This is a genomic window from Streptomyces sp. NPDC017940 (assembly GCF_044328435.1).
Classification (GTDB): domain Bacteria; phylum Actinomycetota; class Actinomycetes; order Streptomycetales; family Streptomycetaceae; genus Streptomyces.
This window is the reverse complement of sequence record NZ_JBIRHJ010000003.1, coordinates 568,362-594,770: the sequence shown is the minus strand read 5'-3', so window position 1 is coordinate 594,770 and position 26,409 is coordinate 568,362. Positions and strand designations below refer to the sequence as shown.

The following is a 26,409-nucleotide window of genomic DNA, read 5'->3' as shown; positions in this document are numbered from 1 at the left end:
TCACCCCAGGGCGGCGCGCTTGATCGACCGGGCCCGCCGCGCCACCTTGCGGACGGCCGCGTTCCGCGGAATGAAGGCGAGCTGCACCGGGATCCCGCCCGGCAGCGCGAGCGCGGTCAGCCTGCGCCGCTTGAAGTAGCGCCAGGTGGTGTCGTTCAGCTGGGTGGTGAGGTAGCGCTCCGTGGCCGGGCGCAGGCTCGGGTAGATCTTCGGCTGCATGGCGAAGCCCACGGCGCGCACCAAGGCGGTCAGCGCGGCCGGATCCGGCTCCCCGCGGGGCCCGGTGACGGCCGCGCGGTCCCCGAGGTCGGGCAGCAGCGCGTCGGCCAGGGTGACCGGGATGCGGTTGCTGTTCTCGTACGGCTTCAGGCGCTCCAAGAGCGTCTCGGTGCCGATCCGGGCCACCGGCAGGTCGTAGAACGCCGAGGCGGTGAGCAGTGCGGTGGAGAAGCAGCCGACGACGAGGGCGGGCCGCATCCGCTGGTAGAGCACCTCGGCGAGGACCGGGGTGTCCAGGACGGTCAGCTCGACGCCGATCCGCTCGGCCTCCTTCTCCAGCTGCCGCGACCAGCGCGCGGGAGCCGTCGGGTGCGGCTTGAACACCACCCGGGTGTGCCCGAGCGCCGCGACGCCGCGCAGCATCCGCGCGTGCAGCTCCTCCTCCTCCTCGGTGGTGAGGATGTTGAGGGCGGAGAGGTACTGGCCGAGCAGGAGCGCGGGTTCGTCGACCCGCGCCGACGCGTCGGTCCCCGACGCCCCGTCGGGCTGCGGCAGCTCGCCGGCGGCCGCCGATTCGGCCTGGTCGTCGGCGAGTTCACCGAGGACCTTCAGGAACACGTCCGTGGGCACCAGCTCGGGCTCGACCCCGAACTCGGTGAGCAGCAGCGGAGCGAGCCCCGGCACCAGGTCGAGGTGGAGCAGCCGCCGCACCCGGGTGCCGACCAGGGGGTCGATCTTGCTGCGGGTGGGGCCGTAACTCATCAGGCCGTCGGCGTAGACGTCGACGGGCGCGCCGGTGAAGATCCGGGTGAGCGCGAGGGCGGGGTTGACCTGGATGGACTCCACGGCCAGCTCGATCCGGTCGTCGCCGAGACCCCAGGCGAGCCGCAGATAGCGCTGCCACAGCGGCAGGTCGTCGCCGCGCGGCGACCAGCCGCCCGGGTGGAACGGCGAGATGGCCTCGTTCCACGAGAGCACGTCGTCGAAGCGGGCCCGCAGCCGCTCGAAGCCGGGCATCGTGTCGACGGACGGCGTGGTCTCGGGCGTCGCCGCGTTGTTGGCGATCAGCAGCACGCGCCGGTCGGCGGGGCCGAAGCGCTCGGCGTCCAGGGCCGCGGCCAGCGTGGCCACGCCGTACAGCGTGGACGCGAAGAAGATTTGCGTGGTGCGGCGGCCCGAGTCGGGGCGCGCGGCGTCGAGCGCGGCCGTGTGCGGATCGGGCACCGCCCGGCCCGCGGGGCTTTCGGGCACGGCCCAGCCTGCGGGGCTCACGCGGCCACCTCCCCGGCGCCGCCCGAGCGGCGGCGCAGCCGGCGGAGGCGGGTGGAGCGCTGTACGTCCATGGAGTCGAGGGCCTCCTCCAGGACGCCCTGCGGCATGCGCTTGAGTGCGGCGGCGCTCAGCGCCTTGAGTTTCCGGGCCACGGCTGGCTCGAACCTTTCGATGGATCCCAAATGGTGGGAGATGATCGCGCAATACGTACGGACCGCCTTCGGGAGCAGCACGTCCGCGTCCCGGTCCTCGGCCGTCTCCCGCACCACCTGATCGAACGCCTTGATGAAGTCGAGCTGGCGAACGTCGCCGATCTGGGTCAGCGAGGACGCGACGCCGCGCCGGTAGAAGACGCCGAGCATCCCCACCGCGGCGAACGACGACGCCTCCCGGTGCAGGCGCCAGATCCACGGCCGGTCCTCGGCCGTGCGAAGGCCGTGGGTGAAGTGGAGCAGGCCCTGGTCGAGCAGGCGGCGGTGGTACATGCCCGCCCACGCGAAGGCGTAGTCCACGGACGTGGAGCGGTCGGCGGGCAGGATCACGTCGCGCGGGGACATCACCACGTCGCGCAGGCCGTGCGGCACCCGGTGCACGCTGCGGGCGCGCGCCGTGCACTGCACGTGGTCGGTGCGCACGAAGTCGCAGCCGAGGCCCTCGATGGCCGCGAGCAGCCGGGGGTAGTACCCGGGCGCGAGCCAGTCGTCGCCGTCGAGGAAGGTGATGTACTCGCCGCGGGCGGCGTCGAGCCCCGTGTTGCGGGCCGTGGCCAGGCCCCCGTTCTGTTCATGTCTGAGGTGGACGGCGCCGGGGAGCTCACGCGCGGCGCGTTCGAGCACGTCCGGCGTCTCGTCCGTCGAACAGTCGTCGACGAAGATGAATTCGAAGTCCTCGCGCGCGTTCGCGTGCAGGGACTTCAAGGTGTCGGGCGCGTATTGCTGCACGTTGTAGAACGGCACGATGACGGAGAGCTTAACCACGTGCGAGACGTTAGGTGTCGGCCCGGCATTCGTCTTGGCCGACAGTGGTATGTCAGGTGAACGAAGCGTGGCGGAACGGTTAACCAGGCATCCCGTCACACGTATGCCAGCCCGCTTCGCCATTCGTCGGCATGCTGTTAACCGTTTGTTGCACCTGAGTTGGGCCGCCCATCGGAATGCCTTCCTAGCGTCTTCGCTGTGCCAGTAAGCAACAAGACGACGCGGGTCGCCGTGCTCGCCGACTCCGACACCCGGTGGAAGTGGGGCTCGCTCACCGCGAAGCGCCTCGTGCAGACCACCGCGGCCGTGGACACCCCGGCGGACTTCCACCTCGACGGCTACCTCCTGCGCGGCCGGGCCACGCCGACACCCCGCCAGCTCCAGGAGGTGGGGGTGCGCGCGGACAGCATGCGCGAGGTCACCGCCATAGAGTTCCTGGGCCACGTGGGCGGTGCGTCCGGTGCGCGTGCCGCGACCGGTGACGAGGCCCCGTACGACGTCATCGTCCTCGCCCTCGTCGGCGGCGCCGTCCAGGCCGTCCTGCACGGCCTCGCCCGCGCTTTCGACGGCGCCTCCCGGCGACCGGTCGTCGTCACCGGCTACGTCGGCGTCGTCTACGAGAAGCTGGCCGACGGTCTGCTCCTGCGGCACGGCGCGGACGTCGTCCTCGCCAACTCCCGGCAGGACGCCGAGCGGTTCCGCGAGGTCTACGAAGGAGTGGGCGCCGACGCCTCCGGTGTCGTGGAGGCCGCGCTGCCCTTCCTCGGCGGCACGCCCTACGCCCCGGACGGCCGCTCCACCCCGTACACCGTCGTCTTCGCCGCCCAGCCCTCCGTACCGGAGAAGCGCGCCGACCGCAGCTACCTGCTGTCCCGCCTGATCCGGCACGCCCGCAGCCACCCCGAGCGCGAAGTCCTCCTGAAGCTGCGCAGCAAGCCCGGCGAGCACACCACGCACATCGAGGAACTCCCGTACCAGAAGCTGGTCCGCAGCGAGGACGCGCCGCCCAACTTCCGCCTCGTCTACGGGCACATGGGCGAGGTCCTCGACCGCACCGACCTGCTCGTCACCGTCAGCTCCACCGCCGCCCTCGAAGCGCTGCACCGGTCCATCCCCACCGCCGTCCTCACCGACCTCGGGGTGCGCGAGGCGCTCGGCAACCACGCCTTCATCGGCTCCGGCTGCCTCGCCTCCTGGGACCAGCTCGACGCCGGGCACAGTCCGACGCCCGACCCCGAGTGGGTGGCCCGCCAGGGCGTCGCCGCCGACGGGGCCTACGAGACGGCGTTCGACGCGGCCCGCAGCCGTGTCGCGGAGCTCACCGGCCGCGCCCGCGACGGCGGCCTGCCGCCGATCGCGCCGTACTACACGCAGGTCACCGCCCCCGGCTATCTCCCCGGCATCCTCGCCCGCCACCACCTGGGCCCGGACGCGGCGCCGCTGCCCGGCGCCCCCGCGGCCGACCGCGAGCCAGGACCGGTGCGCCAGGCCGTCCGCAGCGCCGCCCGCGGCGCCTACCGCCACGGTGTGCAGCGGGTCGCACCGGTCATCCGGCGGATGGGCGAGCTGTGACGGCGCCCGACGCGAGCCGCGGGCCCGCGATCCCGCCGCAGGGAATTCCGCCGCAGGGAACCCCGCCGCAGGGAATTCCGCCGGAAGGAACCCCGCCGCGAGGGATCCCGCCCCAGGGAACCCCGCCCCAGGGAGTCCCGCCGCAGGGGCCGGGCCGCGATGTGTCGCCGCCCGCCCCGCAAAGCCCCCCACCAGGCATCCCTGAAGGAGCCTCCATGCCCAAGCCCCACCCAGCGGGCCCGTCCGACCCGGAGGGCGGACCGGTGCGTCGCGTCCTCGCCGTCATCCCCGCGCGAGGCGGCTCCAAGGGGGTGCCCGCCAAGAATCTGGCACCGGTCGGCGGCGTCCCGCTCGTGGCCCGCGCCATCCGTGCCTGCGTGGCGTCACCGCTGGTCACCGATGTCGTGGTGTCGACGGACGACACGGTGATCGCCGAGACCGCCCGCGCCGCGGGCGCCGAGGTGGTGCTGCGGCCCGCGGCCATCGCCGGGGACACCGCGACCAGCGAGGCCGCCGTCCTGCACGCCCTCGACGGGTACGAGGAGCGGCACGGCGTGACCGTGGACGTGGTCCTGCTCGTCCAGTGCACCAGCCCCTTCATCGTCCGCGAGGACGTGGACGGCGTCGTCGCGGCGATCACCGCGGGCGGCGCCGACACCGCGCACACCGTCGCGCCCTTCCATGGCTTCATCTGGCGCGACGCCGGTGACGAGCCCGCCATCGAGGAGCGCGCGGACACCGCGGCCCGGGCGGGCGGTACCACAAGCCTCGTCACCGACACCCCGACCACCTCCGGCGGCTACGGCGTCAACCACGACAAGTCCTTCCGCCCCCGCCGCCAGGACCGCCCCCAGGACCTCCTGGAGACCGGCGCCGTCTACGGCATGGACGTGGCGGGCTTCCGCCGGCACAAGCACCGCTTCTTCGGGCACACCGAGCCCGTACGCACCGACCCGGCGCGCGTCCTGGAGATCGACGACCCGCACGACCTCGCCCGCGCCCGCGCCCTCGCCCCGCTCTTCGACGCGGACCGCGACGGGGCGCTCCCGACCCGCGCCGACATCGACGCGGTCGTACTCGACTTCGACGGCACCCAGACGGACGACCGGGTGCTGATCGACTCCGACGGACGGGAGTTCGTCACCGTGCACCGCGGTGACGGACTCGGCATCGCGGCCCTGCGCAGGTCGGGCCTGACGATGCTGATCCTGTCCACGGAGGTGAACCCGGTCGTCGCCGCCCGGGCCAGGAAGCTCAAGATCCCGGTCCTGCACGGCATCGACCGCAAAGACCTCGCACTGAAGCAGTGGTGCGAGGAGCAGGGCATCGCTCCCGAGCGCGTGCTCTACGTCGGCAACGACGTCAACGACCTCCCGTGCTTCGGCCTCGTCGGCTGGCCCGTGGCGGTCGCGAGCGCCCACGACGTCGTACGCGGCGCCGCACGCGCGGTCACCTCCGTACCCGGCGGTGACGGCGCGATCCGAGAGATCGCCGCCTGGATCCTCGGCCCCTCCCTCAACAGTTAAGGACAGTTCCCCCATGAGCAACACGGCCGCCAACCCCCGCCTGCGCACGTTCGGTTCGAAGACCGCCGGGCCCGGCCACCCCGTTTACATCACGGGTGAGATCGGCATCAACCACAACGGCGACCTGGAGAACGCCTTCGCGCTCATCGACGTGGCCGCCGACGCCGGCTGCGACGCGGTGAAGTTCCAGAAGCGCACGCCGGAGATCTGCACGCCGCGCGACCAGTGGGACATCGAGCGCGACACCCCCTGGGGCCGGATGACGTACATCGACTACCGCCACCGCGTGGAGTTCGGCGAGTCCGAGTACCAGGCCATCAGCGAGCACTGCGCCAAGCGCGGCATCGACTGGTTCGCATCGCCGTGGGACACCGAGGCCGTCGCCTTCCTGGAGAAGTTCGACGTCCCGGCCCACAAGGTCGCCTCCGCCTCCCTCACGGACGACGAGCTGCTCCGCGCCCTGCGCGCGACCGGCCGCACGGTCGTCCTGTCCACCGGCATGTCGACGCCGAAGCAGATCCGGCACGCCGTCGAGGTCCTCGGCTCCGACAACATCCTGCTCTGCCACGCCACGTCGACGTACCCGGCGAAGGCCGAGGAGCTCAACCTGCGGGTCATCAACACCCTCCAGGCCGAGTACCCGAACGTCCCGATCGGCTACTCCGGCCACGAGACGGGCCTCCAGACGACGCTGGCGGCAGTCGCCCTCGGCGCCACCTTCGTCGAGCGCCACATCACCCTCGACCGCGCGATGTGGGGCTCCGACCAGGCCGCCTCCGTCGAGCCGCAGGGCCTCACCCGCCTCGTCCGCGACATCCGCACCATCGAGCAGTCCCTCGGTGACGGCGTCAAGAAGGTGTACGAGTCCGAGCTCGGCCCGATGAAGAAGCTTCGCCGGGTCGCCGGCGTCGTCGCCGAGGGCGCCGACCGCCAGCCGGCCGCCGTCTGACACCCACCGGGCGGACGCCCCGCACGCGGCCGTCCGCACCACCGGGGGAGCCGCCCGGCTGGGGTCGGGGAGGCTGTCCGGCTCGGCGTCGGGCTTGCCATCCGGTTCGGGTCGGGCTTGCCACCGGGCCCGGGTCGGGAGAGCCGTCCGGTCCGGGTCGGGGAGGTTTTCCGGCTTGAGCCGGGCATGCCGCCGGGCCCGGGTCGGGAAGCCCGCCCGGCTCGGGCCCGGGTACGTCGCCCGGTCCCGGCCCGGGTACGTCACCCGGCCCCGGGCCGGTGGGCGTCGGCCCAGGTCCGCCGGGCCCCGGGAACCCCGGGGCACCGGCTCCGCGGTCCCCGTTGAGCGGGACCGCGGCTTCGTCGGCTCCGGCCCCGGTGGCCGGGGCTTCGGCGGCTCCACGGGGGACCGCCACACCGCTGTGCACGGGAGGACTCATGTCAGTACGAAGCGGACGGCGCGCCGCCGCCCCGACGACCGGACGCGGCACGCTGGCGTTCGTGGAGTCGCCGGTGCAGCTGCTCAACGTCCTGGAATGGGCGTACGCGGCGGGTGAGTCGGGCCGCCCGGCGGACGTGGCCGAGGGCGGCCACGGCGAGGACCCGCACGAGGGTGCGCCGGACGGCGGTCTGACCCTGGTCGTCCTCTCGCCCACCGACCCCATGACGCGCGGCCAGCTGCGCCGCATGGCCGAGCTTGCGCGGGCCGAGGGCTTCCAGGTGCGCTGGGAGGAGGCACGGGGCGGCGCCTCCGCGCCCTTCCACACCATCGGCGGCCTCGCGGGGCCGCTGCGCAGGGCCGAACGCATCGTCATCGGCGACCCCTTCTCGCGGTACGTGCAACTGCTCCTGACCATCACGCGCGCCCGTGACCTGGTCGTCGTGGACGACGGCACGGCGACGATGGAGTTCGTCTCACAACTGGCCAACGGCGAACGCCTGGTGCGCTGGCACCGCCGCGGCGGCCGTCCCGGCGCCCGGGACCTGGTGTTCATGCCGGTGTCGGCGAAGGCGCGCCGCCGTCTCACGCCGAGCCCGAGCGGGCACCGCCGCGTCGAGGTCTTCTCGTCGATGCCGATCGCGTCCGTGCCCGAGGGGGTGGCCGTGGCGGCCAACTCCTTCGCCTGGACCCGGGCCAGGTTCGGCCCGCCCCGCATCACCAAGGGCGCCGACCTGGTCGGCACGTCGCTGGTGGAGACGGGCGTGGTGGACCTGGACCGCTATGTCGAGGCGGTGGACAAGCTGGCCCGTACGCACGGCGCGACCCGCTACTTCGCCCACCGCCGCGAGAGCGCCGAGAAGCTGCACCGCCTGGCCGTCGACACGGGCCTCCAGGTCGTACGCCCCGACCTCCCCCTGGAACTCATCGCCCGCCGCGGCCCCATCGGCTCCACCATCCTCAGCTTCCCCTCCACGGTCGTCCACACCCTCCCCCTCGCCCTGGCAGGCACGGAGGTCAAGGTCGCCGTCATGGACATCGACCCCACCTGGCTCACGGACTCCGCGTCGCCGCGGGCGCAGGGGTTCCTGTCGGGGGTGACGGGGACCGCGCGGGACGTACAGCGGCTGGAGTCGGCGGCGGCCGAGCCCACGGCACCCGCCACGGGCGCCGTACCTACGCAGGGCCTCAAGCCGACAGCGGAGACCGCCACGTCGTTCGAGCAGGTGTCGCCTGCGTAGGCGGACGAGGCAGGGGCCGGGCCCGTTATCCGCCGCCGCGGGGCAGACATCTCGACCGGCGCTTTGCACGGGCACCGTTGCGGAGACGGACATATCGCCAAGCGTGTTTGGTAAAAACTTCCCTTGCTCTGGGTGACGTCCCGGACCGCGCCTGTCCGAGGCCTGGCCGATTCTCGTTGTCTTTGCCATGGGGAAAGCGCGAGATTCGGCGTGACCGGGCGGCGCCTGGCACAGTGCGTTTTGGCTGGTACTCGTAACGCCTGCGCACAGTCGGTTACTTTACGTAGCAACCGCCTGCAAGTTGTGGCGTGAGTCACATTGACGCTTGATCGGTCGAGGCATTTACTCACCCCGCCGTGAACATTCTGTGACGGTGTTCTGTAGCTCTGGGGTGGGGACTGTGGAGTTGAGCCGACGCTTGCATGGGTGTGCACGGACGACGGGATGGGGAGTGATCGCTGCTCTGGTGGTGGCGGCCACGACGACGTCTGTCGCGGTGGGAGCGCCGTCGGCGGCGGCTGCCTCGTGCACGGCCGGAGCGGGATCGGACTTCAATGGCGACGGCGTCCGTGACATGGCTGTGGCCGACCCCGAAGCCACCGTGGACGGCAAGGCGAACGCAGGCCTGGTCCGCGTCGTGCTGGGCGGCGACAAGGGCGTCACCGAGATCTCACAGGCGCTCAGCGGCATGACAGCGAGCCCTGAGGCGGGCGACAAGTTCGGCATGTCGATCGCCGTGTACGACGCTGACAACGACGACTGTGACGACCTGGTGGTGGGCACGCCCTACGAGGACGTCACCACCGCCGCGGGCCCGCAGGCGGATGCCGGCGCGGTCTATGTCATCCACGGCAGGCCGACCGGCATCGGGCCGGGCTCCAAGATCGATAGCTACACCCAGGCAGGCCTCGACGGCGGTACCGCCACGGAGGCCGGGGACCTGTTCGGATACGCCCTCGCAGCCGGGACCAAGTCGGGCGGCAAGCCGTATCTCGCCATCGGCGTACCGGGCGAGGCCATCGGCGACGTCTCCGACGCGGGCTGTATCCACTACGTCCAGGGAACCACCAGGACAACGGTCAACCAGGACGACCCGGACGTACCCGGGGTCGCGGAGACCAACGACCGCTTCGGCCAGTCCCTCTCGGCGACGAGTCGCTACATCGCAGCCGGAGTGCCCGGTGAGGGGATCGGCGACGAGTCCTTCGCCGGTTCGGTGACGCTGTTCAACCACACCATCGAGGACGGGCGTCCGACTGTCCTGGACGGTGTGGACGAGAACCACCCGGCTCTGGTGACCGGGACGTCCACCGAGGGCGACCGATTCGGCGCGGCGCTGTCCATGGTCCCGTACCGCCCTTCCGGTGCGGACTCCGAGACGGACGCCTTGCTGGCTGTCGGCACCCCCAACGAGAACGTGGGCTCGGTCGTGGACGCGGGCGCCGTCACCATTGTGCGGATCAAGCCGTCCGGAGCCGTCACCGAGATCAACTTCATTGACCGACTGGCGACCGGCGGCGACGAGCGCCCGACGGCAGCGGACCACTTCGGCCATCGGGTCGCCCTGGCCAGCACTGACCCGGGAGCGGTCGGGACCGCCGAGTCGATCAAGCTGGCCGTCAGTGTCCCGAATCAGGAAGTGGGGGCCGCGGAGAACGCGGGCGCCGTGCACATCCTGTCGGCCCTGGGCACACCGGGGCGCGGCGCCAAGGTCCTCACGCGCGGCCACGGGCTGCCGGGCGAGGCCGAGGAGCGGGACTTCACGGGCCTCGGCCTGTGGGCCAACTACCGGCTTCTGTACGTGGGAGTGCCGTACAGCAAGACCTCGGGCGACCGGAAGGGTCTGGTGTACGCGCCCACCTGGACCCAGATCGACAGCGGGACAGGGACGGTGCGCACGGTGAAGCCGGGCGCCGGTGACGTCCCGGACGAGGGCAAGGCGTTCGGTTCGGACATCCGGTAGCGGGCGGACCGTGTGCACTGCGGTGCGCGGGACCGCTCCGGTGCGCGGTGCGGGCAGAGGGCTTTCGAAGCAGGGGGACCAGGGGGAGCTGGGGATGCTGAAGAGCAGGGGAGCGCTGCGGGCGCGAAGAACCGCCGTCGTGGTCGCAGCGGTGACGTCCGTCCTCGCGGCCGGTGTCTCGGGGCTTTCCACGGCCGCGGCGGCACCGTCCGACCGGCCCCCGGAGAGGGCGGCGGCGAGTGCGGCACCGCGCACCGAACCGACGGACGGCGCGGCCGCCCGCCGCGCGGAAGGGTCCGGCAGTCGCGTAGAGGTCCTCGGCCGCCGCACGGAACGCGCCCAGACGTTCGCGAACCCCGATGGCACCTTCACCGTCAAGGAGTTCGCGCAGCCGGTCCGCACCCGGAAGGGCGGGGCCTGGGCCGACATCGACACGACGCTGGTCGAGCAGCCGAACGGCGCCCTCGCCCCGAAGGCCACTCCCACCGCAGTGACGTTCTCCGGCGGCGGCGAAGGGCCGTTCGCCACGATGGGCCGGGACGGCAGGACGTTCTCCCTGTCCTGGCCCGGCAAGCTGCCCGCCCCCGAGGTCGAGGGCGCGACGGCCACGTACCGCGCGGTCCTGCCGGACGTGGACCTGGTCGTCCGCGCGGAACCCGAGGGGTTCGCGCACCTGCTGGTCGTCAAGTCGGCGAGGGCGGCGGCGAATCCCGCGCTGGCCGCCGTCGACATGCCTGTCGAGACGCGGGGCGTGACTCTGCGCAAGGACGCCGACGGCGGGATGGTGGCGAAGGACGCGCAGACCGGTGGCACGGTCTTCGAGGCTCCGCAGCCGGTGATGTGGGATTCCCGCGGGGAACGTCACGCCGCGGGGCAGCGAAAGCCCTCCTCGGCAACGGCGCAGGCCGCGCCGGGGGACGGTGCCAGGGTCGCCGACGTCGGCCTCGGCCTGCGGCAGGGTGTCATGACCCTGAAGCCCGACCTCGGCCTGCTCAGGGGCGAGCACACGCGCTACCCGGTGATCATCGACCCGGTCGCGCGGACGAAGAGCCGCACGGCGTGGACATGGGTGTCATCGGCGAAGCCCAGCCTCGAAGGCTGGAAGTTCCCCAACTCCGACGACGGTGTCGAGTCCGGCAAGGGCGTCGGCCGCTGCCCCGCCAACTACTCCGTGCGCTGCACCGGCAGCGACGACGTGCAGCGGCAGTACTACGCCCTGCCGACCGGCAGCTTCGAGGGCAAGAAGATCCTCAAGGCGGAGTTCGCGATCACGCTGGTGCACACGTACAACAGCGAGGCACGCTCGGTGCAGCTGCACCGCGTGAACAGCTCCGGCGGCAGTGCCGTCAACTCCCGTACCAACTGGTCCAACCGCCCCTCCAGCAAGGACCACATCACCTCGGAGTCGCCGACCCACCCGACCGGCTCCTGCACCGCGACCAACCAGAACGTGCGCTTCAACGTGCAGGGAACCGTGCAGAAGGCGGCGTCCAGCGGCTGGGACACCACCACCTTCGGCCTCCAGGCCGCCGACGAGGGCTCGTACGTGTCCTGGAAGCGCTTCTGCAACAACGCGGCGCTGGAAGTGACGTACAACCGGCCGCCCTATCAGCCGAGGATGGGCGACCTGACCATGGACTCCGGGGGTTCCTGCGCCTACGGGGAAGCCACCAAGCACTACACGAAGACGGTGCCGACGCTGTCCGCGGAGATCTGGGACGCGGACCACGGCGACGCGGGCGGCAACTCGGAGAAGATGCGCGCCCAGTTCGAGATCTTCTGGACGGACAAGGACGGCAAGGAGAAGAAATACGCCGTCACGACCGACTACAAGCAGTCGCGTTCGCAGCGGGGCCGCGACAGTGGCGTCGCCGGGTTCAGCTACAAGGCCGGCGAGGACATCCCCGGGGACGGCACGGGCAAGTTCACGCTGCCGCAGAACACGGTGATCGGCTGGTGGGTACGCGGCGGCGACGACATCCCCGGTCCGGATGCGTCCTGGGGCCCGTGGAGCCACGAGGGTGACGGCACCCGCTGCGAGTTCATCCTCGACTCGACCAAACCGGCCGCGCCCGACGTGAAGTCCGAGAAGTACCCCGACGACGACGAGTGGCACGACGGCGTGGGGGACTACGGCACCTTCGAACTGCACTCCGAGGGAACCGACGTGGTCAAGTACCGCTACCAGTTCACGGGGGAGGAGGAGCGCACCGTCACGCCGAGCTCGCCCGGCAGACCGGTCACCGTGCGCTGGATGCCCCGTCGTGAAGCCCCCATGGCCCTGTTCGTACGGGCTGAGGACCGGGCCGGCAACACCAAGGACATCACCAGGTCCTACCGCTTCCGGGTCACCAAGGGCCGCTCGGCCAAGGCGTCCTGGGGTCTGTCCGACCCCGTGGGGTCCAAGGAGGCCGCGGGCAACGACGACACCCCGGCGGCCACGGCGGGCTCGGGCGTGACGTTCGGCGAGGACGGCCCGCACGGCTCGGTGCGCACGGCGGCCACCCTGAACGGCGGAAGCGGTGCCTATCTCAACACCGGACAGCACGTGGTCGACACGGACAAGACCTTCTCCGTGGCCGCCTGGGTGCAGCTCCCCGAGCTGCCGAAGACCTCGATGAGCGTGCTGAGCCAGGACGGGTCGGCCCGCTCGGGCTTCTCGCTCGGGTACGACGCCACCTCCAGGCGCTGGTCCTTCCTGGCGCCCGACAGCGACCTCGACACGATGATCTCGTGGGAGGTGCAGGGGCCCCGGCCCGTGCCGGACGAGTGGACCCACCTGGTCGGTGTCTACGACAAGGAGGAGGTCAAGTCCGGTACGCGGGGCACGATGCGGATGTACGTCAACGGGATGCTCGTGAAGGGGGACGTCCAGCAGCGTCCCACGACGTGGAACGCCACGGGCTCGTTGCAGATCGGACGTGCCCTGGAGCCCGCCGGGTACACCGCGAACCTCAAGGGGACCGTCGCGGACGTCCAGGTCTTCGACCGGGTCCTGGCCGCGGGCGAGACGGAGAGTCTCGGCGGCATCCCCCCGCGCCAGCGCGCGTACTGGGACATGGACGAGTCCGCCAGTGGGACGCTGCCGGACCGTTCGGACGGCAAGGGGCTGTCGATGCACGGTGGGTCCTCCGTCCACCAGGCGGACGACACCTGCGACATCCTCGACCCGAACTGCAAGCCGGCCGAAGAGCCCGTATGGGGAGACGGGCATCTGTCGCTCGACGGGAAGGACGGCTATGCGAGCCGCACCGCCGGGTTGCTGAAGTCCAAGGCGAGCTTCACGATCACGGCGCGGGCCCGGCTGAGTTCGCCGGACGCGAAGGTCAGCCAGACGGTGTTCGCGTTGCCGGGGACCGAGGGCTCGGCGGCCAGTGTGCGGTTCGACAAGGACAGCGGCCGCTGGAAGCTGAGGCTGACCGACAAGGACTCGGCGGACTCCGTCGTGCAGGAGGCCACCGCGCAGGGGTTCCAGCCGAGCAGCTCCGGTGACGGCGATCACCTTGCGCTGTCCTACAACGCCCTCTTCGAAGAAGTCCGCCTCTATGTGAACGGCCAGTGGACCGAAGAGGTGGTGAAGTGGCCCAACGAGTGGAACTTCGCCACGGCCGGCTTCCAAGTGGGACGCGCCGGGCTGACGTCGGGGTCTCAGTACTTCTCCGGCGCGATCGATGAGGTGCGGGTTTTCGAAGGAGCCTTCGACGAGGCGCTGGTCGCCACCGTCGCGGGCCTGGAGTCCGGTGTGAACCTGGACGGAACGGTGACATAGGCGCAGGCAGCGAGCCGGGGCGGCAGTACAGGAAGCCGCCCCGCCGCCGCGACACCCGCCCGCGCCCCCTCTTCCGAGACTTCCCGGAGTTGTGACATGTCTACGTCCAAGCGGTTCCGTCTGCCCTCCTGGCCCGCGTACCCGGGGGTGCGCCGTCAGGTGATACTCGCCCTGGGCGTCACCATGGCCGTGGGGCTGCTTCCGCAGTACGTCCCGCAGGCGTCTGCCGACGACAGGGGCCGTTCCCGGCCCGCCCTCCAGAAGGACCTCGGCAAGCCGGTGCCGGGTACGACCCTGAAGGCCGAACGGCCGAGGCCCAATCCGGTCGACAAGGCGCGGGTGCGGCGGGCGCCGGGTGTCACCTGGCCCGGGGCGGCGAGTGACACCGTCTCCCTGGGGGCCGCGCCGACCCGTTCCGTCAAGGCGGCGGGGATGCCCGTCGAACTCGGGCCGCCCGGGAACCGCACCCGACACCGACCGGCAGGAGCGGCGACTCCCGCGACTCCGGCCAAGTTGAAGGTCGTCGTCGCCGACCGGAGGAAGACGGCGGCGGCAGGAGTCGAGGGGGTCCTGCTCTCGATCGCGGCCGTGGACAAGGACACGCGAGCGGACGGCACCGCGAAGCCGACGCGCGGCACCGCGGAGTCGAAGGCCGGCCAGGGGCAGGCCGGGACCGCACGCGTCACCCTCGACTACTCCGCGTTCGCCGACGCCTACGGCGCGGGCTACGGCTCCCGCCTCCGGCTGGTGCAACTCCCGGAGTGCGCGCTGAGCACGCCGGACAAGAAGGGCTGCACGACTCCACGAGAGCTGCCGACCACCAGCAATGACGCCGCCGCGCGGACGCTGGGCGCCGACGTCCCGGTGCGGGCCGGTACCGGGTCCACCGGTGCGGCGACCGTACTCGCCGCGACCGCCGGGGCCTCCGGCGACCAGGGCAGCTTCGGCGCCACGCCGCTCGCGCCGTCCGCCGAGTGGAGCGTGTCCAACTCCTCCGGTGCGTTCAACTGGACGTACCCGCTGCGCACCCCACCCGCGCCGGGCGGCCTCGCGCCGTCGGTCGCGCTGTCCTACAACTCCCAGTCCGCCGACGGCCAGACCGCTGCCACGAACAACCAGGGTTCCTGGATCGGGCAGGGCTTCGGCTATGAGCCCGGCTTCATCGAGCGCCGTTACAAGCCGTGCTCCGACGACGGCCACGCCAAGGCCAACGGCGACCAGTGCTGGGCGTACGACAACGCCACCATCCAGCTCGGCGGTGGCAGCTCCGGCGAACTGATCAAGGACGACAAGTCCGACGAGTGGCGGATCAGCGGCGACGACAACAGCAAGGTCGAGAAGCTCTCCGGGGCGAGCAACGGCGACGACGACGGCGAGCACTGGCGCGTCACCACGACCAACGGCACCCAGTACTACTTCGGCCTGGACAACCTGCCCGGTTACACCTCGGGCAAGGAGCAGACCGGCTCGGCCTGGACCGTCCCGGTCTACGGCGACGACGACAAGGAACCCTGCAACAAGGCGACCTTCGCCGAGTCCCACTGCAAGCAGGCCTGGCGCTGGAACCTCGACTACGTCGTCGACCCGCACGGCAACGCCATGTCGTACTTCTACGGCAAGGAGACCAACTACTACACCCAGAACTTGCAGACCGACGAGAACGGCAAGTCGTACACGCGCGGCGGCTACCTCAAGCGGGTCGACTACGGTCAGCAGGACGGCAAGGCGTACAGCACTCCGGCCGCAGCCCGCATGGTCTTCGACACCGACGAGCGGTGCCTGGCCGCGGCTGCGGACTGCGAACCGGGCGACCTCACGGACGCGACGGCGGGCCGCTGGCCCGACGTCCCCTGGGACCTCAACTGCAAGTCCGGCACCAAGTGCAAGGGTCAGAACAGCCCGACCTTCTGGACCCGCAAGAAGCTGAGCAAGATCACGACGCAGATCCGCTACGGCGACGGCTACGCGGACGTCGACTCCTGGACCCTCGGCCACGTCTTCACGGACAACGGCGACAGCTCCAAGTCGCTCTGGCTGAAGACGATCAAGCAGACCGGCCATGCGGGCTCCGGCACGGTGACCACACCGGTCGTGGAACTTCTCGGGGAGCAGTTGCCCAACCGGGTCGACAAGCCGGGCGACAGCATCCAGGCGATGAACCGGTTCCGCCTCTCCGGCGTGGACAACGGCACGGGCGGACAGCTCAACGTCCTCTACCGCGACGCGGAGTGCGAGGCGAGCGATCTGCCCTCGGAGGACGCGCCCAAGTCGGCCTGTTACCCGGTCAAGTGGAATCCTCCGGGCCACGAGAAGCCGATCACCGACTGGTTCCACAAGTACGTGGTCAGACGTGTCATCGAGGACGACCTCACCGGCGGCACACCCGACAGCGTCAGCGACCACGCATACCTGGGCGACGCGGGTTGGAAGAAGGCCAAGCCGGACGGCATCACCAAGGACGAGTACCGCACGCACAGCGACTGGCGCGGATACGGCAAGGTCCGCGTGACGAAGTCCGACGGGACCGTCAGCACCGCGAACCAGCGGTCGGAGCACGTCTTCCTGCGCGGCCTCGGCGGTGATGTCGAGGACTCGACCGGCATGAAGCACGCCGACGACGAGGAGCTGTCCGGTCAGGAACTGGAGACGATCACCTACAACGGTGGGTACGAAGCCGACAAGATCGTCTCCAGGAGCATCAGCACCGCCTGGTCCCGCGCCACGGCGACCCGGGTCAAGGACTGGGGCACCCGCAAGGCGTACTACGTGCGTCCCCAGTCCACGAAGACGTACACGGCCCTGGGCGCGGGCAAGTGGCAGGAGGTCTCCGCCACCACCCGCTACGACGCGGAGACCGGCCGCGCGATCGAGACCGACGACTACGGCAAGGTCGGCGACGCCGCCGACAACCAGTGCGTCCGCACCGAGTTCGCCGACAACAAGGCGAAGCACATCTACGACCTGGTCTCCCGGATCGAGAAGGTCGCCGTCACCTGCGGGACGACTCCGGACCGCAAGACTCAGGTGATCTCCGACGAGCGAACGTACTACGACGGCCAAGCGCTGGGCGAAGCGCCCGTCAAGGGCGACGTGACCAAGGTGCAGCGGCTTTCCAAGCACGACGGCACCAAGGCCACGTACCAGACGGTGACGGAGTCCGCGCCGGCCGACTTCGACCGGTTCGGACGCCCGCTGAAGGTCACGGACGCCAAGGGCACCGAGACGAAGTTCGCGTACACGGAGACCGACGGACTGACGACGAAGCAGACGGAGACCAACCCGCTGGGCTGGCAAATCCTTACGGAGTACGCCCGTTCCTGGGGCGCGCCGTCCGCGCAGGTCGACATGAACGGCAAGCGCAGCGACATCGGCCATGACGCCCTCGGCCGCGTCACCTCGGTGTGGATGCCCGACCGGCCCCGGGACAAGGACCACACCCCCGCCATCAAGTACAGCTACCAGATCCGCAAGAGTGCCCCGGCAGCGGTCAAGACAGAGAAGATCGAGAACAGCGGTACGTCCTACGGCACCGAGTACACGCTCTACGACGGCTTGTTGCGGCCGCGCCAGCAGCAGTCCGAGGGGCCGAACGGCGGACGAGTGGTCGCCGACACGCACTATGACGGCCTCGGCAACGTCGTGAAGACCACCTCCGACTACTACACCGCGAAGGCGCCCGAGGACGAGATCTTCAAACCCACCGGCGAGGTGGACGGCCAGACCCTCAGCCAGTACGACGGCGCGGGCCGGAAGACGGCGGAGATCTTCCAGGTCGCCGACGAGGAGAAGTGGCGCACCACGTACATCCACGGCGGTGACCGCGTCCACGTCGACCCACCCGTCGGCACGCCGCCCACGACGACTGTCACCGACGGCCGTGGCAGGGCGACGGAGATCCGCCGCTACAAGGGCGACAAGCCCCTGCCCAACGGCACGGCGACGGACTACGAGGCCACGTCCTACACCTACACGCCCGCCGGGCAGCTCAAGAACGTCGAGGACGCGGCCGGTAACTCCTGGTCGTACGGCTACGACCAGCGCGGCCGCAAGATCTCGTCCACCGACCCGGACACCGGCAGGTCCTCGTACGCGTACGACACCTTGGACCGTCTCGTCTCCACGACGGACATGCGGGACAGGACGGTGTCCACGGAGTACGACGTGCTCGGCCGCCCGGTGTCCACGTGGGAGGGCGAGCCCGACAAGGGCACCCAGCTCACCGCGACGACGTACGACCACGTCGCCAAGGGGCAGCCGTACGGGTCGTACACGTACGACAACGGCAAGGTGCAGACCTCGACGGTCAACGCCACGTTGGACGAGATGTACCAACCGACGCTGACGAAGGTGGCGCTCGGGGGCGACACGGCCGCCGAGCTCGCGGCGACCTATGAGTTCGGTACGCAGTACAACCCGGACGGCACGGTCCAGACGCAGACCGTCCCCGGCGCGGGCGGCCTGGGTTCGGAGGTGCTCACCTACACCTACGACGACCTGCAACGCCCCATCCGCCTCGAATCGACGCTCGACGGCAGGAAGCAGGGAGCCTACGTCGGGCTCGCGTCCTACGCCCCCACCTCCCAGCTCCAGCAGCTCGAACTGGGCACGATCGGCGGCACCGACGGCAAGAAGGCCTGGCTCACCTACGAGCGGGAGCGCGGCACGGACCGGCTCACGAACTCCCGCGTGGACATCTCGGGCGTCGACCCGGTGACCGCCGACACCGACTTCACCTACGACGCCTCCGGCAACGTCACCTCGATCGCCGACACCCCGACGGGCGGCCAGGCGGACGTCCAGTGCTTCCGCTACGACTGGCAGCGGCGCCTGAAGTCGGCCTGGGCGACAGCCAACCCGACCGACGAGGCCGCGGGCACCGGGGAGCAGAACAAGGCGTGTGCGAGTGACCCCGCGGCACCGACGCTCGGCGGCCCCGGGGCCTACTGGCAGGACTTCGACTACGACGCCTCCGGCAACCGGAGCAAGCAGGTCCTGCACGGTGTGGGCGGCAAGCCGGATGTGACGCGGACGTACACGTACGGCAAGGGCGCGGACGGCAACGGCGGCCCGCACACCCTCAACAAGGTGGTGACGGACACCCCCGCGAGCGGCAGCGGGCCCGCCGTGAAGTCGCAGGACACCTTCGCCTACGACAAGGCGGGCAACACCCGCCAGCGGGTTCTGAACGGCACGACGCAGGATCTGACCTGGGACGCCACCGGCAAGCTGAGGAGGTCGGCGAAGCCGGACACCGAGGCGACGACGTTCTCCTACGACGCGTCCGGCAGCCGTCTCCTGCGCAAGGAACCCGGCAAGCAGACGCTGTACCTGCCGGGCATGGAACTGTCCCTCGACACCGCCACCCGCGCGGTCGAGGCCACCCGCTACTACTCCTTCGCCGGCCAGACCGTCGCGACGCGCACACCGAAGGGCGTGCAGTTCCTGGCGGGGGACCATCACGGGACGTCCCTCGCGGCGGTCGACGCGAAGTCCGGGGCGGTGACGCGACGCCGCATGGACCCCTTCGGCAACGAACGCGGTACGGCCGTGACCGACCCCTGGATCGACGACAAGGGCTTCCTCGGCAAGCCGATGGACGCCTCGACGGGTCTGACCCACATCGGGGCCCGGGAGTACGAACCGGAGAACGGCCGCTTCATCTCCGCCGACCCGCTGATCGACTTCACCGATCCGCAGCAGATCAACGGCTACGCGTACGCCAACAACAGTCCGGTGACGCTGTCGGACCCGACCGGGATGATGCCCGAGGAGTGCAAGCTCCCCGGCGTCCAGTGCAACCTGAACGACAGGGGCGGCCACGACGTAAAGGTCACCAAGACCTACTACACGTACTTCCAGCTCGACAAGACCCCGGCACAGCGGAAAGCCGTTGCCGCGCGCTCCCGCGCCAACGTCGAGAAGAGCTTCGCGGTGTCCGCCGCCAAGGAACTCGGTCAGATCCTCTCCGACGAACTGGGCATCACCGACGCCCTGGACTGCTTCAGCACCGGCAGCCTCGGGGCCTGCGGGGCCACGATTCTGAACGTCGTCACGAGTGCGATCGGCGCGAAGATCGGACAGCTGGCCAAGAAGTACTTGTGGCACTGGAAGAAGGGCGTCGCACTCGCCAAGCGGATCTGGGGCCTGCTCGGCAGACTCAAGAGCAGCTACGGCAAGTGGCGAAGTCTGGACAAGAAGGCCGACAAGCTGGAGGACGCGGCGGCGAAGAGCTGCGAGGACGTCACCAACAGCTTCACTCCGGACACCAGAGTCGTCATGGCGGACGGCAGTACGAAGGCCGTCAGAGACGTCGACGTGGGCGACAAGGTTCTAGCGACAGACCCCAGGACCGGCAAGACGAAGGTCCGTACGGTCACGGCGGAGATCAAGGGCAAGGGCGCCAAGCACCTGGTCAAGGTCACGATCGACACGGACGGCAAGAAGGGCAGCAGGACGGCTTCCGTCACGGCGACGGACGGACATCCCTTCTGGGTTCCGGAGCTGGACGAATGGATCGAGGCGAAGGACCTTCGGCCGGGACAGTGGCTGCGGAACAGCGCGGGGACGTACGTCCAGATCGCGGCGGTCGCCCGCTGGACGCGATCGGCAACGGTGTACAACCTGACCGTTGCGGACGTGCATACGTACTATGTGCTGGCGGGGGCTACGCCGGTACTGGTTCACAATTGCAATGGGATACCGGATGTTGAGGTGAGTAGGGGTCGGCACCCGGAATCTGCTCAGCACATCGAAGACGCGCAGGCGGCAGGGCAGCCGGATCATCTGACCATCGATCGAGGCGGCGCAAGTAAACGGCGTGCCCAGTCGATGAAGGGTAATCCGGTGGTGGCAGGAAAGGATCGTGACGAGTATCCTCCTGCGATGTTCCAGGAAGGCGGCACAGGCTCAAGTGTGCGGCCAATTGATCCCAGCGATAATAGAGGAGCTGGCTCAGTCATCAGGCATCAGTGCACAGGGTTGTCAAACGGGACTGTCGTTCACGTGGTGGTGTGCCCCTAATGGAAACTTCGATCAGTAAACTCCTCGCTATTTCTGGGGAGCCGTTGGCTTCTGCAGGTGCGAACAAGCCGGACCGCGCGTCCGGGCGCTTGGGTGGAGAACTTACGGAACTTTTGCAGTGCGCCAACGGCTTCTACGCCTTCGAGTCGGCTCTGCATGTTTATCCAGCGTGCTCCGGTTCTGGTGTACTCAGTCAAGAGGATTGGAACGACGCCCAGTTGTGGCGGGCGGGATACGGTGGCATGGCCGACGGCTATCTCTTCTTCGCCGAGGATGCTTTCGGTGGGCAATTCGGAATCAAGGGTGAAACGATATTCGCATTCGATCCGGAGACCGGCGAGGTGTCGCCATTTGCCGCAAGTCTCGAAGAATGGGCCAGTCGTCTGCTCGCCGACTTTGAAGTCGAGACCGGTTTCCCGTTGATGCATGAGTGGCAGAGTCAAAAAGGGCAGCTTCAGCAGGGCCTTCGTCTCCTCCCCAAAAGGCCGTTCGTATTGGGGGGAGATTATTCGGTGGATAATTTGTACGCCCTCGACGCGGTGAAAGGGATGCGGCTTCGTGCAGACCTTGCCGTGCAGATCAGAGATCTTCCAGACGGAGCCGTGATCAAGTATTCGGTCTCCGATTGACGTAACCGTGTGACATTGGTCCGCGAAAGTGGCTGATGCAAATCTGTAACCCCGCCAGGTACTCTAGGCAGGGCTTTTGGTTGCCGTGACGGTAGTTGTCGGCCACGTCATCGGACGGAGTGGCGATGACGCCGTATATGAGAGTGCCACAGCAACTTTTTGCTGGCGACGAGTTCGACGTCTTGCCTGGGGAGCCACTGTATGGAGTAGGTCGTGGGGGGCGTGAGCGGCAACTAGACGCCTGATCAGAGCGCCGCCACCCCAGCACATGACCCCCGAGCCCCAGCAGGACACCCGACCGCACGGCCCCCGCCTCCGAACCGCACACACCCCCGTTCGAATCATGGCCCGGGCACGGGCCCGGTCCGAACAGGGTCAGGTGGCTCCTCCGCCGGGCACCCCCCGGACCCCGACGTTTCCCCCCGGCCCACCCGGGCACCCGAAGCCCATGCACCCCATTAGCAAGAAATCCCCCTATAGGGGGTTATTATCGGCGCCACCAGACAGGAACCCCCGCCTCCGCCCCTGTCCCGTCCACCCGGACGCAGAACGGCGAACAAGCAGCCCCTCCCCCGGGAGGATGACGCCTTGCCCCGCCCGGAGCCCCGCACTGACCTGCGGAGATGCCCCTCCGCAAGCGGAAGGTAACTATCCTTTCTACCCTCCGTGCCGACCGGGCATGCGCCAGGGGACCTAGTTTCTTACCTCAATCTGGCTGAACTTTTGTTGATCGAGGGTTAGTTGACCCCTCGATCGCCCTACCCTTCACAGGGTGAACCATTTGATGTCCCGCGAGCCCAAGGCCGACGCCGAATCCGAGTCCGCGTCCCCCGGAGACCAGCCGGGGGATATGCCGGGCGCGCTGCCCGACGCGCTGCGTGCCGAACTCATCGCCTTCCGCCGTGACTTGCACATGCACCCCGAGCTCGGCAACCAGGAGTTCCGCACCACCGCGGCGCTCAAGACCCGGCTCGAGCGGGCCGGGCTCACGCCCCGTGTGCTCCCCGTCGGCACCGGGCTCATCTGTGACATCGGCGGCGGGCCACAGCCGGGCCGCCCCGTTCTCGCCCTGCGCGCGGACATCGACGCCCTGCCCATCCCGGACACCAAGACGGACGTGCCCTACCGTTCCACCGTCCCGGACCGCGCCCACGCCTGCGGCCACGACGTGCACACCACCGTCGTCCTCGGCGCCGGCCTCGTGCTGGCGGGACTCGCCGCCGAGGGGCAGCTCCCGCACCCCGTGCGGCTGATCTTCCAGCCCGCCGAGGAGGTCCTGCCGGGCGGTGCCGCGGACGCCGTCGCCAGCGGCGCCCTCGACGGCGTCGGCCGGATCGTCGCCGTGCACTGCGACCCCCGCGTCGACGCGGGCCGCATCGGCCTGCGCCACGGCCCCATCACCTCCGCCTGCGACCGCCTCGAGATCTCGCTGGACGGCCCCGGCGGCCACACCGCGCGCCCGCACCTGACCACCGACCTCGTGACCGCCGCCGCCAGGGTCGCCACCGACGTCCCCGCCCTCGTCGGCCGCCGCATCGACGCCCGCTCCGGCCTCTCCGTGACCTGGGGCCGCATCGAGTCCGGGCACGCCCCCAACGTCATCCCGCAGCACGCCGAGCTCTCCGGCACCGTCCGCTGCCTCGACCTCGTCGCCTGGCGGCAGGCCCCCGACCTCGTACACGGCGCCATCCAGGAGATCGCGGACCTCTACCGCGCCAAGTCCGAGATCAACTACATCCGCGGCGTCCCGCCCGTCGTCAACGAACCGGTCGTCACGGACCTGCTCAGGGACGCCATGGTCGCCCGGCGCGGCGTCGCCTCCGTCGAGGACACCGAGCAGAGCCTCGGCGGCGAGGACTTCTCTTGGTACCTGGAGCACGTGCCGGGCGCGATGGCCCGGCTCGGTGTGCGCACCCCGGGCGAGCGCGGCGTACGCGACCTGCACCAGGGCGATTTCGACGCCGACGAGCACGCGATCACCGTGGGTGTCGAACTCTTCACCGCCGCCGCCCTCATCGACGGGACAGAACGTTCCGTCTGACGCCGTGTACGGCGCCGGGTCCGACGGGCCCGGCCCGTTCGGGGGCGGAATGAGAGACCCCGTTCATTGCGCCGCGCGTGACCCCGCTCGGGCGGGCGCGATACCGCCCTCCGTGATCCGCCACGAATCGATAACGGCCGCCGCCGGACCCGTTCCCCTCCCTTTCTACGCGCGTTAATGTGCGCCGAAATCAGCGCCCACGACGGCGCGTTGGGGAACGTAAGGGGTGCGTCAAGTGCTTCCAGTACGTCCAGAGAAACCAGTGGCCCGCCTGTTCGTGGCGGTGGCCGCCCTCGCTCTCCTGGCCACCGCGTGCGGCGAGACCAGCAGCGACGCCGCCAAGGACGACGACAACGGCGGCAAGGGCAGCGGCAGTTCCGGCAGCTACGACGGCAAGGGCATCGGGCTCGCGTACGACATCGGCGGGCAGGGCGACCAGTCGTTCAACGACGCCGCGTACACCGGCTACGAGCGGGCCCGCAAGGACTTCAAGATCGGCGGCGTCGACATGGAGCCGGGCGACGGCGAGTCGAACGCCGACAAGGTGCAGCGCATCGAACAGCTCGCCCGGCAGGGCTACGACCCCGTGATCGGTGTCGGGTTCATCTACGCGCCCGCCATCCAGGAAGTGGCGAAGAAGTACCCGGACACCACCTTCGGCATCGTCGACGACAACACCGTCAAGGCCGGCAACGTCGCCGATCTCGTATTCCACGAGGAACAGGGTTCCTATCTCGCCGGAGTCGCCGCTGCGAAGGCCACCAAGGCCCGTCACGTCGGCTTCATCGGCGGCGTGGACATTCCGATCATCCATAAATTCGAGGCCGGGTTCGTCCAGGGCGTGAAGTCCGTCGACCCGAAGATCAAGATCGAGAAGCGCTATCTGACGGAGAAACCGGAGGAGGGCGGGTTCGCCAGCCCCGACAAGGGCCAGGACGCCGCGAGCGGACAGCTCGAAGCGGGCGCCGACGTGCTCTACCACGCGGCCGGGCTCTCCGGGCAGGGCGTGATCCAGGAAGCGGGCTCGCAGCGGAAGTGGGCGATCGGCGTCGACTCCGACCAGTACAAGCAGAAGGCCCTCGCCAAATACCGCGAGTACATCCTCGGCTCGGCCCTGAAGGACGTCGGCGGCGCCGTCCACGACCTCACCGAGTCCGTTGTCAAGGGCAAGCCGATGACCGGCACCCAGCGGTACGACCTCCGGTCGGGGCGGGTGGGGTTCTCGGACTCCAACCCCGCGTACCGCGAGATGAAGGATGTCGTCGCCGCCGTCGAGCAGGCCAAGCGGGACGTCGTGAGCGGAAAGGTGAAGGTCTCCGCGCGTCCGTGAGCCCACAAGCCCGACCGGCGATCGAGGACGGGGCGGAGGGTCGAGGGCCGAGGGGCGGTCGGCGAAGTCGTACGTATAACGCTGCGAGTGGCCTCTCGGGAGTCGTACGTATAACCCGTTGAGCCGGCTCGCCCGGGCCCGCGCGAGGGCCGCGTCGCCCGGGTGTCCCCCGGGCGACGCCTGGTGGCCACAGGTCGATAACGGAGCGGACAGAAGGGTTCTTATGTCAGGTCTACGCGCGTTACGCTGCGGCGAAATCAGCGCCGGGTGAGGCGCACTGCACGTATGCGGCACAGCACGTGTCCCCAGGTCGACGAGTCGCGTACGTACTCACGTCCTTGTACATAAGGAGTTCGTCTCTATGCGCCGGGTGTCCCGAATCGCGTTCGCGTCTGTCGCGACCGCCGCCCTCGCCGTGTCCGTGTCCGCCTGTGGCGGTACCTCAAGCGACGCCGCCAAGAGCGACGACGGAAAGAGCAAGGGCGTCGCCCTCGCGTACGACATCGGCGGCGAGGGCGACCAGTCCTTCAACGACGCCGCGACCGCCGGCATGAACAAGGCCGCCAAGGAGCTGAAGGTCGGCAAGAAGGCCGTCGAGCCGACCGACGGCGAGTCCGACGCCGACAAGATCCAGCGCCTCACCGAGCTGGCCAAGCAGGGCTACAACCCGGTGATCGGCGTCGGCTTCGCCTACGCGCCCGCCGTCAAGGAGGTCGCGGCCAAGAACCCCGACACCACCTTCGGCATCGTCGACGACGCCACCATCGACGCCAAGAACGTCTCCGACCTGGTCTTCAACGAGGAGCAGTCCTCGTACCTGGCCGGTGTCGCCGCCGCCAGGGCCACCAAGTCCAAGACCGTCGGCTTCGTCGGCGGTGTCGACAACACGCTGATCCGCAAGTTCGAGGCGGGCTTCGTCCAGGGCGTGCAGGCCACCGACAAGTCGGTCAAGATCAAGCGCCAGTACCTCGCCGACAAGCCCGAGGACGGCGGCTTCTCCAGCCCGGACAAGGGCAAGGAGGCGGCCAGCGGCCAGATCGAGGGCGGCGCCGACGTGGTCTACCACGCGGCGGGCCTCTCCGGTCAGGGCGTCATCGAGGCCGCCGCCGCCAAGAAGGTGTGGGCGATCGGTGTCGACTCCGACCAGTACAAGCAGGCGGCCCTCGCCAAGTACAAGAAGCACATCCTCACTTCGGCCACCAAGGACGTCGCCGGAGCGGTGTACAACCTGGTGAAGGCGGTCCAGGATGACAAGGCCAAGGGCGGCATCGTGCGCGCGGACCTCAAGTCCGGCGGTGTCGGCCTCGCCGACTCCAACCCCGAGTTCCTGAAGATGAAGGACTTGCAGGCCGACCTGAAGAAGGCCGAGCAGGGCATCACCAGCGGAAAGATCAAGGTCAAGACGACGCTGTGACGGCGGCTCCACGGCCGCGGAACGGGGTGTGAGGAGGGAAGCTTCCTCG

At 69.8% G+C, this 26,409-nt stretch carries 13 protein-coding genes; 11 read left to right on the top strand and 2 right to left on the bottom strand.

Annotated elements, in window-relative coordinates:
* Both ACH4DX_RS12675 and ACH4DX_RS12670 read right to left on the bottom strand, forming a co-directional pair.
* Window positions 1-1,443 (bottom strand): polysialyltransferase family glycosyltransferase, encoded by a 1,443-nt coding sequence (locus ACH4DX_RS12675; RefSeq protein ID WP_398155266.1) that lies wholly within the window; start codon window positions 1,441-1,443, stop codon window positions 1-3.
* A gap of 44 nt (window positions 1,444-1,487) precedes the next feature.
* Window positions 1,488-2,468, bottom strand: coding sequence for a glycosyltransferase family 2 protein (locus ACH4DX_RS12670; RefSeq protein ID WP_398122031.1), 981 nt, complete (start codon window positions 2,466-2,468; stop codon window positions 1,488-1,490).
* A 198-nt stretch (window positions 2,469-2,666) separates the two neighbouring features.
* Here ACH4DX_RS12670 and ACH4DX_RS12665 point away from each other — a divergent pair, with 198 nt between their 5' ends.
* The 11 genes from ACH4DX_RS12665 (at window position 2,667) to ACH4DX_RS12615 (ending at window position 26,360) form a co-directional block, all read left to right on the top strand.
* Window positions 2,667-4,040, top strand: coding sequence for a DUF6716 putative glycosyltransferase (locus ACH4DX_RS12665; protein WP_398155047.1), 1,374 nt, complete (start codon window positions 2,667-2,669; stop codon window positions 4,038-4,040).
* Between the two features lie 215 nt (window positions 4,041-4,255).
* Entirely contained in the window at window positions 4,256-5,566 is a 1,311-nt protein-coding gene (locus ACH4DX_RS12660; protein WP_398122033.1) for a cytidylyltransferase domain-containing protein, read from the top strand.
* Between the two features lie 13 nt (window positions 5,567-5,579).
* On the top strand, window positions 5,580-6,515 hold the full coding sequence (locus tag ACH4DX_RS12655) for an N-acetylneuraminate synthase family protein (protein ID WP_398122034.1): 936 nt from the start codon (window positions 5,580-5,582) through the stop codon (window positions 6,513-6,515).
* Window positions 6,516-6,952: 437 nt separating this feature from the next.
* Window positions 6,953-8,194 carry a hypothetical protein gene (locus ACH4DX_RS12650; protein ID WP_398155046.1) on the top strand — a complete coding sequence of 414 codons (1,242 nt, stop codon included), beginning with the start codon at window positions 6,953-6,955 and terminating at the stop codon, window positions 8,192-8,194.
* A gap of 451 nt (window positions 8,195-8,645) precedes the next feature.
* Complete coding sequence (locus tag ACH4DX_RS12645) at window positions 8,646-10,157, top strand: hypothetical protein (RefSeq protein ID WP_398155045.1); 1,512 nt, start codon at window positions 8,646-8,648, stop codon at window positions 10,155-10,157.
* A gap of 94 nt (window positions 10,158-10,251) precedes the next feature.
* Window positions 10,252-13,926 carry a LamG-like jellyroll fold domain-containing protein gene (locus ACH4DX_RS12640; RefSeq protein ID WP_398155044.1) on the top strand — a complete coding sequence of 1,225 codons (3,675 nt, stop codon included), beginning with the start codon at window positions 10,252-10,254 and terminating at the stop codon, window positions 13,924-13,926.
* A gap of 96 nt (window positions 13,927-14,022) precedes the next feature.
* Window positions 14,023-20,946, top strand: coding sequence for a polymorphic toxin-type HINT domain-containing protein (locus tag ACH4DX_RS12635; protein WP_398155043.1), 6,924 nt, complete (start codon window positions 14,023-14,025; stop codon window positions 20,944-20,946).
* Window positions 20,946-21,575, top strand: coding sequence for an SMI1/KNR4 family protein (locus tag ACH4DX_RS12630; RefSeq protein ID WP_398155042.1), 630 nt, complete (start codon window positions 20,946-20,948; stop codon window positions 21,573-21,575). Before ACH4DX_RS12635 ends, ACH4DX_RS12630 begins: the two co-directional genes overlap by 1 nt.
* A 784-nt stretch (window positions 21,576-22,359) precedes the next feature.
* The gene (locus ACH4DX_RS12625) at window positions 22,360-23,616 is read left to right on the top strand and encodes an amidohydrolase (protein WP_398122095.1); all 1,257 of its coding nucleotides are present in this window, start codon (window positions 22,360-22,362) and stop codon (window positions 23,614-23,616) included.
* Between the two features lie 262 nt (window positions 23,617-23,878).
* Window positions 23,879-24,946 (top strand): BMP family protein, encoded by a 1,068-nt coding sequence (locus ACH4DX_RS12620; protein WP_398155041.1) that lies wholly within the window; start codon window positions 23,879-23,881, stop codon window positions 24,944-24,946.
* Between the two features lie 361 nt (window positions 24,947-25,307).
* On the top strand, window positions 25,308-26,360 hold the full coding sequence (locus ACH4DX_RS12615) for a BMP family protein (RefSeq protein ID WP_398122048.1): 1,053 nt from the start codon (window positions 25,308-25,310) through the stop codon (window positions 26,358-26,360).
* Window positions 26,361-26,409: the final 49 nt, after the last annotated feature.